Source organism: Rhizobium ruizarguesonis, from assembly GCF_017357285.1.
Classification (GTDB): domain Bacteria; phylum Pseudomonadota; class Alphaproteobacteria; order Rhizobiales; family Rhizobiaceae; genus Rhizobium; species Rhizobium ruizarguesonis.
Genome location: NZ_CP071681.1, coordinates 394,933 through 409,913, shown reverse-complemented (window position 1 = coordinate 409,913; position 14,981 = coordinate 394,933). Strand labels below are relative to the sequence as shown.

Genomic DNA, 14,981 nt, shown 5'->3' with positions numbered 1-14,981 from the left:
CTTCCGTCCAATGAGGCTCCGATGCTCGATCTGATCGTCAGAAATGCAAATCTACCCGATGGCCGAAGGGGTATCGATATCGGCATCCAGGGCGGCAAGATCATCACTGCCGAGCCCAATCTCCAGGCGCAGGCGCAAGAAGAGATCGACGCGTCAGGCCGGCTGGTCAGCCCGCCTTTTGTCGATCCGCATTTCCACATGGACGCCACCCTGTCGCTCGGCCTGCCGCGCATGAACGTATCCGGCACGCTGCTCGAAGGCATCGCGCTCTGGGGGGAGTTGCGCCCGATCGTGACGAAGGAGGAACTGGTTGATCGTGCGCTGCGCTATTGCGATCTGGCGGTCACGCAGGGCCTGCTCTTCATTCGCAGCCATGTCGACACCAGCGATCCCAGACTGGTGACCGTCGAGGCGATGATCGAGGTTCGCGAGAAGGTCGCGCCCTATATCGATCTGCAGCTGGTCGCCTTTCCCCAGGATGGCTATTACCGCTCGCCGGGCGCAATCGATGCGCTCAACCGCGCCCTCGACATGGGCGTCGATATCGTCGGCGGCATTCCGCATTTCGAACGGACGATGGGGGAAGGTACGGCGTCGGTCGAGGCGCTCTGCCGCATCGCCGCCGATCGCGGCCTGCCGGTCGACATCCATTGCGACGAAACCGACGATCCGCTCTCGCGCCATATCGAGACGCTGGCTGCGGAAACCATCCGCTTCGGCTTGCAGGGGCGCGTCGCCGGCTCGCATCTGACCTCGATGCATTCGATGGACAATTATTATGTTTCCAAGCTCATTCCGCTGATAGCGGAGGCCGAGATCAACGTCATCCCCAATCCGCTGATCAACATCATGCTGCAGGGCCGGCACGACACCTATCCGAAACGCCGCGGCATGACCCGTGTGCGGGAGCTGATGGATGCCGGGCTCAATGTTTCCTTCGGGCACGACTGCGTCATGGACCCCTGGTATTCGATGGGGTCGGGCGACATGCTGGAGGTCGGCCATATGGCAATCCATGTCGCGCAGATGGCCGGCATCGACGACAAGAAGAAGATCTTCGACGCGCTGACCGTCAACTCGGCGAAGACGATGGGCCTTGCAGGCTACGGCCTGGAAAAGGGATGCAGCGCCGACCTGGTCATCCTTCAGGCCAGCGACACGCTGGAAGCGCTGCGGCTGAAACCCAACCGCCTGGCGGTGATCCGCCGCGGCAAGGTCATTGCGCGGTCGGCGCCACGCATCGGTGAGCTTTTCCTGGACGGGCGCCCCGCACGGATCGACGGCGGGTTGGATTACGTGCCTGGTTATTGAGCTGCGGCGGAGGCTTTCCTGCTTACCGGAGCAGCTTCCATCTGCGCCAACACAAAAGGTCCGCGAAGTCGCCCACCCTCTAACCTAAATGTGAAAAACAAGTATCTTGTGATGCACTATTCGCTTTCGGCACGGGCGTTGCGAGCGGTTTAGCTTGCTGAAGATATTTCCGTGAAGCATTCGCTTCGCCTGACCGTCGCATGGTTTTGCGACATCACAAATATCAGCCGCAAAACCGTCGCTTTAGATTATCGCAACAGCTTGACGAATCAGCACCCGCTCGACAATTTTATTTCGGCGTGGCTTGCGCCTAACCTCCCAGACCTTCCCCAGCATGGTCTTGAACGGAGGCAAAGGGACTTTCGTCTCAGGCCGCTGTCTTGGTCCGATCGTTTCGGGCGGGTTGCTGGGGAACTGCGTCCGAGACGTGAAAGGCCTGACAATGACGCAAAACGGAAATCTCAAACGCCTTGTACGTGCTCGCGCAGCCAAAACCGGCGAATCTTACACCGCAGCTCTTCAACATATCCGCCAACTACCGGACGAGCCCGTGATCCGTTCAATACGGATCGCTGTCGCCCAGACATCGCTGTTCAACGATCCTCGTGATATTTCGGCGCTCCGTGCCAGCGGATCGGAAATGCGCCGCCTTATGGAGGAGGCGCATACGACAGGCGCTCGACTCATACACTTCCCCGAGGGCGCGACCTGTTCGCCTAACAAGCGCATCATGTCTGAGAATGGACCTCGGGAAATTGGCCCGTCCGATTGGACTCGCTGCGAATGGAGTGTTTTGCGGGAGGAACTGGAGGCAACCAGAAAATTTGCGAGTGAACTTAAGCTATGGACGATATTCGGCTCCGTCCATCAGCTCACTTCGCCACATCGACCGCATAACAGTCTCTATGTGATATCCGATCGTGGAGAGTTGGTGACACGTTACGACGAGCGTCTGCTATCGAATACGAAGGTCTCTTTTATGTACTCGCCGGGAAAAAATCCGGTGACCTTTGAGGTGGATGGTCTCCGTTTCGGCTGCTCGATGGGCATGGAACTGCATTATCCGGAAATTTTCACAGAATATGAACGGCATGATGTCGATTGCGTACTGTTCTCCACCACAGGCGAGACGCCTTCAAAGCCTTCACTGGCTTTCGCTGCGGAGGCATTAGGACACGCTGCTAGTAATTCCTACTGGATCAGTTTTTCAGCTCATGCGCCGCAGAGCGTCACGGTCCCTTCCGGAATAGCTGCGCCTGATGGGCAATGGGCGGTGCGATGCCCCACAAGTGGGGAAGCTGCGATCGCTGTTACGACCATCAGAAATGATCCAGTGTCTCCTGCAAGACCTTGGCGGCGAAACGCTCGTGCCGACCTTTACACGCCTCACCAGATAGATGGTGATCCGAGGAGTGACGGTCGCAACCTATTCTGACGAATAGGCACTGGTCAGCGGGGTGGGTTACCCGCTGACCTGCCGCTGCACGGTAAGGACGAATTTCCTGCCTTGTCGCGGAGATCCTGACTTTCGAACGCGGCAAAAGTCGGGATTTTTGCAACACACGGGTAGCGGCACAGATTGGTGGGAAGCGGGCGGTCTTCTTCCCATTGGGTTTCGCGGGATACCCACCATTCGGTATTGCAGAAGTCGGTCGCAGATCGTCGATTTCTGCGGCTGATATTTGCGACAGAAAATCCCTGGAAAATCAGCGCTTCCGGTACTGTCGCGGAATTTAGGAATTACGCGACAGTATGATGCCGAACCGTCGCCTAAGCATAGGCTAGGCACCAGCCGGGAGCGCGAACCCAACATCGCTCGGCCGGCACCTCATCAGTACGATACAGCCGGGTCACCCGCTTGTGCTCCCCGCTCTCGAACGCCGCCGCGAGCGCTTTTTCCGATTCCTCATCGCGCATTCCTTCACAGGGGAAGATGGCGACCGGCGAAATCCATTGCGCGTGAAATTCCTCGCCCCTACGCGTCACGAGGAACACAGCTCCGCGTAGGTGCATGTTGCTCCAATTGCTGCTGCTAAATCCAAGATCGGTCGTAAGCGGTAGGATCAGCCTTCCACCATTATTGAGCCGGTCCAGCCAGATATTCGCGGGCTGGGTCGCGCCGGCGTTCACATAGATCACATCGGCTGAATCAAACGCTACGGAGCTGCCATCGCCCTGGACCACGGAAACGATCGGATAGGCAGCGAGATTTGCTTTCGCCCGCGCAGCAAGCTCCTGCTTGAACTCAATCGCCGTCACCCTGCCGGATGCGGCAACGAGGTTCGCCATGATCGCAGAATAGTAGCCGGCACCAGCGCCAACATGCACGATGTGCTCGCCTGCTCGCAGGGCGGCCTGCGAAAGCAGGAAGGCATGAAGTGAAGGTTGTCCGTTGTTGATGTGACGCTCAGGGACTATACCAACAACGTCATCCGTATAGAGGTAGACCGGGTCGGCGGTGGGGGTCGGAACATAGGCTTTTCGCATTCGGAAGATCGGCCACGGACCGGGACCAAGGAAATCTTCTCGCGGTACTTCGGCAAAGGCTGCTTCAACACGTTCATCGACAACTCTCACAGCCCCCGTGATCTGCTTCGCATAAGCTCGCCGCACGATCTTCATTTCGTCAGGTGTCATCGGCAGAACCAACTCCATGGATTCCTGTCGCGAAAGTCCCGAAACATGTGACAGATATGATCCAAGTCAATGTGGACCTGCAAAGTCCGCTCCAGGCGTCCTCGCCTCCTGCCATGAACGGCCGAGATGGGGTTGGAGCCGGCCGTTCAAATGTCGCAAAAATCCTAAGTTCGCGACAAAAATCGCCACCGCAGAAAAGTCCGGGAAATTTCTGTCGCAAAAGTAATTCACGTTTTGGGTTACGAGCTGGGCTAAACCGTGGCCACTACAATCCGCCTTGGCCCGGAGCTTTACTTCTTCGAGGCCTCGTAAAGCGCTTTTGTTTCGGCGTTCATCGGGTACAGGCCGGGCAGCGGCACGCCTTCATCGATCTTCGTCATGATCCAGGCTTCCATGCGCTCCTGTTCCGGCGCTTCATCAAGCACCGCCTCGAGCAGATCGGCCGGGATCAGCACCGCACCGTCCTGGTCGACGACGATGATGTCGTCAGGGAAAACAGCCACGCCGCCGCAGCCGATCGGCTGCTGCCAGGCGACGAAGGTGAGGCCGGCGACCGAAGGGGGTGCTGCGACGCCACGGCACCAGACCGGCAGGTTGGCATCGAGCACGCCGGCAAGGTCGCGCACGACGCCGTCGGTGACGAGGGCGGCAACACCCCTCTTCTGCATGCGGGCGCAGAGGATATCGCCGAAGATGCCGGCATCGGTGACGCCCATCGCATCGACGACGGCGACACAGCCTTCCGGCATCGCCTCGATCGCGGCGCGCGTCGAGATCGGCGAGGCCCAGGATGCCGGCGTCGCCAGATCTTCGCGGGCAGGCACGAAGCGCAGGGTGAAGGCCGGACCGACGATGCGCGGCTGGCCTGGCTTCAGCGGAACGGCGCCACGGATCCAAACGTTTCGCAGGCCTTTCTTCAGAAGAACGGTCGTCAGGGTCGCCGTCGAGACGGTCTTGAGGGTTTCTATCGCTTCAGCGCTGAGGGCCATCGGGTATCGGTTCCAATTCGGTTTCTGTCAGATGCTCTGGATCATGCCGCCATCGACGCGGATCACCGATCCGGTAAGATAGGAGGCAGGCTCGCTTGCCAGGAAGGTGACGACATTGCCATATTCTTCCGGCCGGCCATAGCGGCCGAGCGGGATGCTGCCGGTGCTCTCAGCGACAACGTCATCGATGGAGCGGTTTTCGCGTTTGGCCTTCTGCTCGTCGAGGAAGGTGATGCGGCCGGTGGCAATCCGGCCCGGCAGGACGATGTTGACGGTGATGCCGTCGCGCCCGACCTCGCGCGCCAGTGTTTTCGACCAGCCGACCAATGACAGGCGCAGCGCATTGGAGATGCCGAGATTGGGGATCGGCGCGACCACGCCCGACGAGGTCGAGGTGACGATGCGCCCCCATTTGCGTGCCCGCATCTCAGGCAGCACCCGATCGGTAATGGCAATGACAGAGAGGACCATGCTCTGGAAATACTGGTTCCAGACCGTCGGATCCTGGCCGGAGACGGTGGTCGGCGGTGGGCCGCCGGTATTGTTGACGAGGATATCGACCGGTCCGAACTGGCGCTCGATTGCAGCGACATGCGCATCGATCGAACCGAGATCGAAAAGATCCCATTGCAGTGCCAGCGCCTTGCCACCTTCGGATTCGACCGCAGCCGCGGTCTTCTCAGCGGCGGCGAGATCGATATCCGCTGCGGCAATTCTGGCGCCTTCGCGCGCAAGCTTGGCGGCAATTGCACTGCCCAATCCGCCGCCGGCGCCAAGCACCAGGGCCGTCTTGTCCTTCAGGCCGAAATCCATTTCATCCATCTCCTCATAGGGTCTGGCCATCTTTCGGAGCAATGGATCGTAAATAAAATATCGCTTTTGCTTCGTTCAGGAGATAGAAAAACTATCGATGGACACACGTTTTCTCGAAACCTTCGTTGTCGTTGCCGAGCGGCACTCTCTGGCGGAGGCCGCCCAGCGGCTGAACCTCACGCCCGCCGCTGTTGCCCAGCGTATCCGCGCCTTGGAGGCCGAGCTCGGGGTGCGGCTGCTGGTGCGCTCCGGCCGCGTGATGCGGCCGACGGAGGCCGGTTTTGCCATTCTCGAACGTTGCAGGGATCTGGTGCGCGACACACGCGACCTGAAGGCGATGGCCGGCACCTCGACGATTTCGGGCGAGATGCGGATCGGGGCGATCAATACGGCGCTGACTGGTATCGTTCCCGGCATTCTCCACCGCCTTGCGCAGGACTATCCGCTGATCGAGATCTTCCTCAAGCCGGGCGCGTCGATGGACCTCTATGCCGAGGTTTTGAACGGCGCGCTGGACGCGGCCTTCATTATCGAGCCGCGATTTCCGATGCAGAAGACGCTGACTTTCAACAAGCTACGCCAGGAACCCCTGGTGCTGATCGCTCCGCGGCACTGTGAGGGGGCGGATCCGTTTGAACTGTTGAAGTCTCTGCCCTTCATCCGCTACGACCGCAACCAGTGGGGTGGTCACATCGCCGATGAATTTCTGCGCGAGAGCGGCATCCATCCAGTCGAGCGTTATGAACTCGACGCGCTGGAGGCGATCGCGGTGATGGTAGACCGCGGCCTCGGAATCTCGATCGTGCCGGATTGGGCGCCGCCCTGGCCGGCGGGATTAGATATCGTCAAGCTGCTCCTGCCCCGCTCGTCCGCCGTGCGCACCGTCGGCATCGTGGTGACGCGATCCTCGCCACGGGCAAATCTCGTCGCCGCGCTTCTGGAAACCAGCCGCGCGGCGATGGGAGCCTGATCAATTTCAGGCGATCTTCTGGCGAACCGGCAGCTTCCAGCCGGGCCGGACGAAGTGGCAGGTATAGCCGTTCGGAATCCGCTCCAGATAATCCTGGTGCTCGGGTTCGGCTTCCCAGAAATCGCTAACCGGCACGACTTCGGTGACGACCTTGCCGGGCCACAGGCCTGATGCGTCGACATCGGCGATCGTATCCCTGGCGACGCGCTCCTGCTCAGGGGTGACGTAGAAGATTGCCGAGCGGTAGCTCAAGCCAACATCGTTACCCTGGCGGTTGCGGGTGCTCGGGTCGTGGATCTGGAAGAAGAATTCGAGGATTTCCCGATAGCTGATCCTTGAGGGATCGAAGATGATCTCGATCGCCTCGGCATGGGTTCCGTGGTTGCGGTAGGTGGCATTCGGCACATCGCCGCCGGTATAGCCGACGCGGGTCGAAATCACGCCCTTGTATCGGCGGATCAGGTCCTGCATGCCCCAAAAGCAACCGCCGGCGAGGACTGCACGTTCTTCGGTCATTGGATATCTCCTTTTCCGCAAGAGATAGTATCTCCTGCCGCCGATTTCCACATGGCGCAAAGAGCACAGCTGTGCAATTTCCTCCAGATACGCCCGATCTGTCATGTCGATGTTACGCGCCGGCGCTAGCAAGGCCTTGGACAATCCTGCGGAGGCTGAGCCTCGACACCTGATGGAGACGGGTTATGAATAGACGCGAATTTCTGATCACATCGTCAGCTGCAGCCGGTCTGCTGGCTCTTCCGCGTTTCGCATCGGCTGCGGCCGGCACGATCGATCTCTACAGCGGTTCGGATGCCAATATCGTCGACCTCTGGAACAACACCATCCGCCCGGCCTTCGAAAAGGCGCATCCCGGCGTCGCGTTGAAGGTCACCGATGCCGGCGACAATAATGGTCTGCGCGCCATCGCCGACCGTGCGCTCGCCGCTCTGAAGACGAAGACCGATCCGCAGGCCGACCTTTTCGAGCAGTTCGATCCGCGCCTGCCGTCCGGCGGCATCGATGCCGGGCTCTGGGTCAAGTTCTCCGGCGAGAACATCGAGGGCTACGACCACATCAATCCGCTTGCCTTCGACACACCCTACTCGCTGCCCTATCGCGGTTCGCAGGTCCTTCTCGCCTACGACACGACCAAGCTCGATCCGAAGGATGCACCGAAGAGCTGGGATCAGCTCACCGCCTGGATCAAGGCCAATCCGGGCCAGTTCATCTACAACAGACCCGACAAGGGCGGTTCGGGCGGAAACTTCGTCCGCCGCGCGATCCATGAGGCCAATGGCCGCGATCCGAAGAAGTTCAAGATCGACAATTTCACCGCCGACTTCGCCACTGAGACGCTGACGCCGGCCTGGAAGATCCTCAACGACCTCGCCCCGGCGCTCTATGACAAGGGCGCCTATACCGCCGGCAACACCCAGTCGATACAGCTGCTCGCCCAGGGCGTCGTCACCATGGTGCCGGTCTGGTCGGACCAGGTGCTGCAGGCGATCTCGCAGGGCGTACTGCCTGATACGACCGGCCTCGTGCAGCTTAGCGATCTTGCGCTTTGCGGCGGCTTCTCCAGCATCACCGTCTTCTCGAACGGCGCCAACAAGGATGCGGCGCTGAAGCTTGCCGCATTCATGCTGACGAAGGAAATGCAGGAAGCGATCATTACCGAGATCGGCGGCTTCCCCGCCATCTCTTGGGATCACATCTCCGACGACCTCCGCAAGAAATATGCCGACGTCATTCCGTCGACCATCCCGACTTTCCCGGGCGGCGATTGGGAAAAGGCGATCGCCGACGGCTGGTACCGCAATGTTGCGCCAAGCATCAGCCGCACCTGATGTCCGCTGACACTGCGCCGGCGGTTCTGCGCCGTCACCGGTCCATCAACAGGGGGAGCTCGATCGGGCTCCTTCTCGTTGCCCTACCGGTCCTCCTGCTCGCATGGCTGATCGTCTTTCCGATCCTTTCGGCGGTCGTCGGCACGATCTTCGTTCGAGGCCCTGACGGCGCGACGGAATTCTCACTTGCCTCCTATCGCTTCTTCTTCACCGACGGCTACAGCCTCGGCAATTTGTGGCTGACGCTCTGGACCACCGCCGTCTGCGGCATTCTGCTTCTGGCGATCGGCCTTCCGATCGCGCTTTACCTCCGGTTCTCGCAAGGGCGCCTTGCCGCCTATGTGCAGGCTCTTGCGATCTTCCCGATGTTCGTGCCGTCGATCATTCTCGCCTATGCGCTGATCAGGACGATCGGGCCAAACGGCACCGTCGATCTTTTGCTGAACGCCGTCAGCCTGCCGAAGCTGCGCACGCCCTATCTGACGCCGTGGGGACCGGTCATCGGCCTCGTCTGGGACAATCTTCCCCTGACGGTGCTGATGCTAACGGCGGGGCTCTCCTCCATTTCGAACAGTGTGATCGAGGCCGCTCGCGATGTCGGCGCAGGCCCGCTCCGGCTGTTCATCTCGATCATTCTTCCGCGCATGGGCAATTCCCTGCTGGTGACCGCGTCCTTCGCTGTGCTCGGCATCTTCTCCGCCTTCACCCTGCCCTATGTGCTCGGCTCGGCGTCGCCGGAGATGATGGGGCCGTTCATGCAGCGCACCTTCGCCGACATGAACGACCCGCTGAACGCCATGACCCAGGCCGTCATCACATTCGGCTTCTGCCTGGTCTTCGGTATCTTCTATATCAGGTCGATCGCCCGCAACCGCGAGGCCCAGCCGTGAGTGCCGGCAGATCGAGCTTCGGCCTGCGATTCGACTGGATCGGCTTGCTCTTCGCGTGCCTGCTGACGCTGTTCATCGCGCTGCCGCTGATCGTCGTCGGAACATGGGCTTTCACCGAGGTCTGGCGTTATCCATCGGTGATCCCGCAGCAATTCGGCCTGCGTTTCTGGGGCCAGACGCTGGCACGTCCGGATGTCTGGGACGCGCTCTTCCTCAGCCTGCGGTTGACGACGACGGTGACAATTCTTTCCGCTGTGATCTGCCTTCCCGCGGCTTACGCCTTCGCGCGCATGCGTTTTCCCGGCAGGAACGTCCTGTTTCTGTCGTTCCTCGCATCGCATGCCTTTCCGAAATTCGGCCTGCTCGTTGCCATTGCCGGCATCTTCCTGCAGCTCGGCCTGATCAGCACCTTCTGGGGCGTCGTGCTGATCCAGCTGGTCGGCACGCTGATGCTGATGATCTGGATTCCGGTCGCAGCCTTCCAGAATGTCGACCGGCGCATGGAAGAGGCGGCGCGCGATGCGGGTGCCACACCGCTGCGCGTCTTCTGGTCGATCACCCTGCCGCAGGCCGCACCGACGATATCAGCCGCACTGCTTTTGACCTTCGTCGGCACCTTCTACGAGACCGAAGGCGCCTGGCTGATCGGTGCGCCCGAGATTCGCACCATGCCGGTGCTGATGATCAGCTTCATCAACAACCAGATCGTCGTGCAATACGGCGCCGTACTGTCAGTCATGCTGTGGGTGCCGTCCTTTATCGCGCTGATGTTTGCGCGCCGCGTGATCGGTACCGGCGCCTTTGCGAGGGGCTTCGGCGCATGAGGTCAGTTCAAGGAAGGGTTTGAGAATGGCACATCTTTCGATCGAGGGCGTTTCGAAGCTGTTCGGGACCACCTTTGCCGTTCGCGACTTCTCGCTCGAAGTGGGCGACGGCGAGCTCGTCTGCCTGCTCGGCCCATCCGGTTCCGGCAAGTCGACGCTACTCAGAATGATCGGCGGCTTCGAGCGCCCGAGCAGCGGAACGATCCGCATCGATGCGAAGGATGTGACAACGCTGCCGCCCGAGCGGCGCCCGACCGGCATGGTGTTCCAGAGCCATGCGCTCTGGACGCACATGGATGTCTTCAACAACATCGCCTTTGGCCTGAAGCTCCGCCGGCTGCCGAAAGCGGAAATCCGTGAGCGTGTCGAGGCTGCACTGGCGCTTGTCGGTCTTGCCGATTACGGCCGCCGGATGACGACGCAACTCTCCGGCGGCCAGCAGCAGCGTGTCGCGCTTGCCCGCTCGCTGGTGCTCGAGCCGAAGATCCTTTTGCTCGACGAGCCCTTCGCCAGCCTTGACCAGCATCTGCGCGAAAGGCTGCGGGAGGAAGTGCGCGATATCCAGCAGCGCCTCGGCATCACCACGCTCTTCGTCACCCACGGCCAGGACGAGGCTTTAGCGCTCGCCGACCGCATCGTCGTCATGCGCGACGGAGGCACCGAACAGATCGCGCCGCCAAGCACCATCTACCGGCAGCCGCAGACAGCCTTCGTCGCCGGCTTCATCGGCTCGATGAATTTCGTCCAGAGCAACACCCGGAACGGCGTTTGCGAGCATCCGCTCTTTCCGCTTGCGGTTCCCGTCGAGGACGGGCCGGTGACGCTGGCCGCCCGCCCGGAAGCGCTGACGATCCGTCCCTCGGGCCGGGTCGATGCTGCGACAGTCCATCGCGTCGTCGATTTCGGCACCCACAAGATGGTCGATGTCGATCTTGCCGACGGCACCCGCCTGAAGGCGATGGTGGCACCGGATGATCAGATCCGGGCCGGGATGAGAGTCGAGCCGAGCTTCGCCGGCTTTTTCATCTTCCGCGACAACGAGCTTGTCCACGCCGAGTTGCAGATCATGCCGCAGTACCTCGGCGACCGCACTAAGTCGCACACATAGATGCCTTTGATTCGGCATGAACGGCGCTTCAAGCTGTTGACTACGCCAGCTCACGCCGTGTGATCTGATGCCAGGTCTGATGTTTCGAACTAAAGTTAAAGTTTAGTCCGCGTTTTCCGTGGTCTTTTTGTGTATCCGCGGTTGTGCGGGGCGACCGCCATTTCGATTATCTGAAAAAATTCAAACAGAAATGAAGGAATTTTACACGAGTGCATTAGTACATTTACATATTATAAACGTCTTTATTTAAGAATTAGCACTACCAAAAGTAATGGTATTTGATGGGTTTCCGCACGCGTTAACGGCCCATTCTGAAACGTTGGAGGAATGAATGTTGGGATTTGGCGCTGGCGCCGATGCAAAGGCCGTTCTCGAAGCGATGAGCAAATCTCAGGCGATCATCGAGTTCAAGCTTGACGGTTCAATCATCTTCGCGAATGAAAACTTTTGCCGGGCGCTCGGTTATCAGCTTTCTGAAATCGTTGGTCAACATCATCGCCTCTTCGTCGATCCGGCAGAAGCAGCCAGCTCCGACTACAGAGACTTCTGGGCAAAACTGGCGCGCGGTGAGTTCGATCAACGGCAGTATAAGCGCATTCGCAAGGACGGCACGGAGGTCTGGATCGAAGCCTCCTACAACCCGGTCTTTAGCGGTGGCAAACCCTATAAGGTCGTCAAATTCGCGACCGATATCACCGCGCAGAAGCTGAAGGCGGCCGAAGATGGCGGTAAGCTGAACGCCATTTCGCGCGCCCAGGCGGTCATCGAGTTCACTCCGAAAGGCGAAATCGTCAATGCAAATGACAATTTCCTGACGACACTCGGCTATGAGCTGACGGAAATCCAGGGCAAACATCACTCCATGTTCTGTGAGCCAAGCTATAGCAACAGTGAAGATTATCGTCGGTTCTGGACGAGGCTTGCCGCGGGAGAATTCGTTGCGGATGAGTTCTTGCGTATCGGCAAGGGCGGCAAGAAGGTCCATATCCAGGCATCGTACAATCCGATCTTTGACATGAACGGCAAAGTGTTCAAGGTCGTCAAATTTGCGACCGATGTCACCACGCGCGTCGGAAATGTCGACCAACTCGCGGGAGCGCTGAAGGCTTTATCAGAAGGCGATCTGACTCAGACCATCGCCCTGCCCTTCCTGCCCACCTTGGAGAAGCTGCGCGCTGATTTTAACGACGCTTCATCGAAGCTTCGCGTTACATTGCAGACAATCTCGCAGAACGCTGGCGCCATCGCTGCGGCATCGCAACAAATACAATCTGCCTCGAACGATCTCTCCAAGCGTACCGAGCAGCAGGCTGCTTCCGTCGAGGAGACGGCCGCAGCGCTTGAGGAGATCACAACCACCGTCGCTGATTCCAGTTCCCGCGCCCAGGAAGCAGGGCAGCTTGTTCGCAAGACCAAGGAGAACGCGGAGAATTCTGGCAACATTGTCAGTCAAGCCGTGGATGCGATGGGCAAGATCGAAAAGTCCGCCGGCGAGATCGCCAACATTATCGGCGTGATCGACGAGATCGCTTTCCAGACTAATCTTCTGGCGCTCAATGCCGGCGTCGAAGCGGCCCGAGCCGGCGACGCTGGCAAGGGGTTCGCCGTCGTTGCCCAGGAAGTTCGCGAACTCGCCCAGCGATCGGCCAAGGCGGCAAAGGAGATCAAAGAGCTGATCAATGCCTCGAACGAACACGTCAAAAGCGGGGTTGCCTTGGTTGGTAATACCGGCAAGGCATTGCAGGAAATCGTGACCCAAGTCGTGCAAGTCGACGGTAATGTCGGCGCCATCGTCGAAGCCTCCAAAGAGCAGGCAACGGGTCTCAAGGAAATCAACACCGCCGTCAACACGATGGACCAGGGCACACAGCAGAATGCCGCCATGGTCGAGGAGACGACGGCCTCGGCGCATAGCCTTGCCAAGGAAGCAGAGCAGCTCTTCGATCTCCTCGGTCAGTTCAACATCGGGACAGGTGCCGGTGCATCTCGTGCTGCCCCGGTTGCAGCCGACCGGCATTTGCGGGCTATGCCGTCGCCAGCCCGTCAGATGACGGCGAAGGTGGCCCGAGCATTCAACGGGAATGGCGCGCTTAAAGGCGGCGACAGCTGGGAGGAGTTTTGATGGCGTCGATATCCAAAAATCGCGAGGGACGTACGTCTCTTGAAATCATTGCATTCCAATTGAATGGTCAGAGCTTCTGCATCGAGACCACCTCCATTCGAGAGATACGTGGATGGGCGGCTTCGACGCCGATCCCGCATGCGCCGCCGGAAATGGTCGGTATCATTAACTTGCGAGGCGTCGTCATTCCCACAATCGACTTATGTCGCAAGCTGGGGATGCCGTCGTCGGAAGCGACCGAACGCAGTGCAATCGTGGTCGCGGAAGTTCACGGCAAACCGATCGGCCTAATGGTGGATCAGGTCACCGATATGCTTTCGATCAACGCCGATGATCTGCAACAGGCTCCAGAGATTGTCAGTTCGCCGGACCGCTCATACTGTGAAGGAATTATCACTCACCAGTCTGGGATGATTTACTTTCTCAGCTTGACCAGAATGTTCGCTGACGACGACAAAGCATTGGCCGCTTAGTTGTCCCGGTTCGGCGTTCAAATCAAAGAGTAGAGCATGATGTCGTCCGAAATCCGCCCATAGACATCATGCTCTAGCACCGCGCCAACACAGTTGTCGGCTTGGCATCCGCTCATGCGGAAGCGGGATGATTGCACCGGAATGCGCCGGTTCATGTCTTGATCTGGAAGCCTCCCAGCAGCCATGGATGTAACGCCTTGCTGGCGGCCAGGATATCGCTCTTTCCGACAACCTTAGCGCCGGAAAAACGGGTGACGATGCCGCCCGCCTCTTCGACCATCAGCGCCGAGGCGCCGAAATCGTGGAGAGACAGCCCGTCTTCGAAGAACCCGTCCAGCCGGCCGCAGGCGACATAGGCGATCGACAGTGCCGCCGAGCCGAGGCGGCGCACGCCTGCCGTATTCGCCATCAGGCGTTTGATCGCATCGAAATAGATCTCTTCGGAAACCGCCTTGAGCTGGCCCGGGATCGGCAGGCCGGCGCCAACGAGCACATTTTCGATGTCGCCGACATCGGCGCAGCGGATGCGCTCGCCGTTCAGATAGGCGCCGCCGCCGATCTCGGCGCTGAACAGCTCGTCCTGCATGGCATCATAAACGACGCCCATGACGAGCCTGCCGCCTTCGACGATCGAGATCGTCATGCCGAAATGCGGAATGCCCCAGGCGTAATTGGTCGTGCCGTCGATCGGGTCGATGTAGATGATTGGCGTTTCCGGACCCGCCGTGCGGTTGCCGACGGCTTCCTCGCCCTGGATGGCATAGTCCGGGAAGGCCTTCGTCATCTCGTCGACGATGATTCGCTCGACGGCAACATCGATTTCGGTCTGATAATCGCGCGGCGCCTTGGCGAGCATTTCTGCCGACGTTCGTCGCCGCAGGGAGCCGCGGGCGGTTTCGCCCGCCTTCAATACCGTTTCGGCAAGCACGACGAGGCGGGAGGAGGCGGTCGGGGAAAGACGCGCGGAAATCGGGGAAGTTGTCATGAGAAAAGTCCG

The 14,981-nt window shown here is 59.7% G+C and carries 14 protein-coding genes; 9 read left to right on the top strand and 5 right to left on the bottom strand.

Annotated elements, in window-relative coordinates; all coding sequences use genetic code 11:
* Positions 1-21: 21 nt before the first annotated feature.
* Together J3P73_RS32935 and J3P73_RS32930 are read left to right on the top strand one after the other, a co-directional pair.
* Positions 22-1,311 (top strand): amidohydrolase family protein, encoded by a 1,290-nt coding sequence (locus J3P73_RS32935; protein ID WP_130718483.1) that lies wholly within the window; start codon positions 22-24, stop codon positions 1,309-1,311.
* A 442-nt stretch (positions 1,312-1,753) separates the two neighbouring features.
* On the top strand, positions 1,754-2,746 hold the full coding sequence (locus tag J3P73_RS32930) for a carbon-nitrogen hydrolase family protein (protein WP_018069380.1): 993 nt from the start codon (positions 1,754-1,756) through the stop codon (positions 2,744-2,746).
* Between the two features lie 335 nt (positions 2,747-3,081).
* Here J3P73_RS32930 and J3P73_RS32925 read toward each other — a convergent pair whose 3' ends face one another.
* From J3P73_RS32925 to J3P73_RS32915, 3 genes are all read right to left on the bottom strand, one after another.
* Positions 3,082-3,966 (bottom strand): protein-L-isoaspartate O-methyltransferase family protein, encoded by an 885-nt coding sequence (locus J3P73_RS32925; protein ID WP_018069379.1) that lies wholly within the window; start codon positions 3,964-3,966, stop codon positions 3,082-3,084.
* A 272-nt stretch (positions 3,967-4,238) separates the two neighbouring features.
* Complete coding sequence (locus J3P73_RS32920) at positions 4,239-4,937, bottom strand: ribonuclease activity regulator RraA (RefSeq protein ID WP_130674346.1); 699 nt, start codon at positions 4,935-4,937, stop codon at positions 4,239-4,241.
* Positions 4,938-4,964: 27 nt separating this feature from the next.
* On the bottom strand, positions 4,965-5,750 hold the full coding sequence (locus tag J3P73_RS32915; protein WP_207580096.1) for an SDR family oxidoreductase: 786 nt from the start codon (positions 5,748-5,750) through the stop codon (positions 4,965-4,967).
* A 97-nt stretch (positions 5,751-5,847) separates the two neighbouring features.
* Between J3P73_RS32915 and J3P73_RS32910 the strand changes: the two genes are divergently transcribed.
* Complete coding sequence (locus J3P73_RS32910; RefSeq protein ID WP_130657697.1) at positions 5,848-6,720, top strand: LysR family transcriptional regulator; 873 nt, start codon at positions 5,848-5,850, stop codon at positions 6,718-6,720.
* Positions 6,721-6,726: 6 nt separating this feature from the next.
* Here J3P73_RS32910 and msrA read toward each other — a convergent pair whose 3' ends face one another.
* Positions 6,727-7,236, bottom strand: coding sequence for a peptide-methionine (S)-S-oxide reductase MsrA (gene msrA, locus J3P73_RS32905; RefSeq protein ID WP_003551975.1), 510 nt, complete (start codon positions 7,234-7,236; stop codon positions 6,727-6,729).
* A 185-nt stretch (positions 7,237-7,421) separates the two neighbouring features.
* On the opposite strand from msrA, the gene J3P73_RS32900 reads away from it, so the two are divergent.
* The 6 genes from J3P73_RS32900 (at position 7,422) to J3P73_RS32875 (ending at position 13,984) form a co-directional block, all read left to right on the top strand.
* Entirely contained in the window at positions 7,422-8,567 is a 1,146-nt protein-coding gene (locus J3P73_RS32900; RefSeq protein WP_130689173.1) for an extracellular solute-binding protein, read from the top strand.
* Positions 8,567-9,457 carry an ABC transporter permease gene (locus J3P73_RS32895; protein WP_018069373.1) on the top strand — a complete coding sequence of 297 codons (891 nt, stop codon included), beginning with the start codon at positions 8,567-8,569 and terminating at the stop codon, positions 9,455-9,457. Before J3P73_RS32900 ends, J3P73_RS32895 begins: the two co-directional genes overlap by 1 nt.
* Positions 9,454-10,281 (top strand): ABC transporter permease, encoded by an 828-nt coding sequence (locus J3P73_RS32890; protein WP_018069372.1) that lies wholly within the window; start codon positions 9,454-9,456, stop codon positions 10,279-10,281. Before J3P73_RS32895 ends, J3P73_RS32890 begins: the two co-directional genes overlap by 4 nt.
* 25 nt (positions 10,282-10,306) lie before the next feature.
* A complete protein-coding gene (locus J3P73_RS32885) occupies positions 10,307-11,389 on the top strand; it encodes an ABC transporter ATP-binding protein (RefSeq protein ID WP_130692045.1) in 1,083 nt (360 codons plus the stop codon).
* 331 nt (positions 11,390-11,720) lie between these two features.
* On the top strand, positions 11,721-13,511 hold the full coding sequence (locus tag J3P73_RS32880; protein ID WP_130689171.1) for a methyl-accepting chemotaxis protein: 1,791 nt from the start codon (positions 11,721-11,723) through the stop codon (positions 13,509-13,511).
* Positions 13,511-13,984 (top strand): chemotaxis protein CheW, encoded by a 474-nt coding sequence (locus tag J3P73_RS32875; protein WP_018069369.1) that lies wholly within the window; start codon positions 13,511-13,513, stop codon positions 13,982-13,984. The genes J3P73_RS32880 and J3P73_RS32875 overlap by 1 nt, the downstream gene beginning before the upstream one ends.
* Positions 13,985-14,135: 151 nt before the next feature.
* On the opposite strand, the gene J3P73_RS32870 is transcribed toward J3P73_RS32875, so the two are convergent.
* Entirely contained in the window at positions 14,136-14,969 is an 834-nt protein-coding gene (locus tag J3P73_RS32870) for an inositol monophosphatase family protein (RefSeq protein WP_024320151.1), read from the bottom strand.
* Positions 14,970-14,981 lie beyond the last annotated feature (12 nt).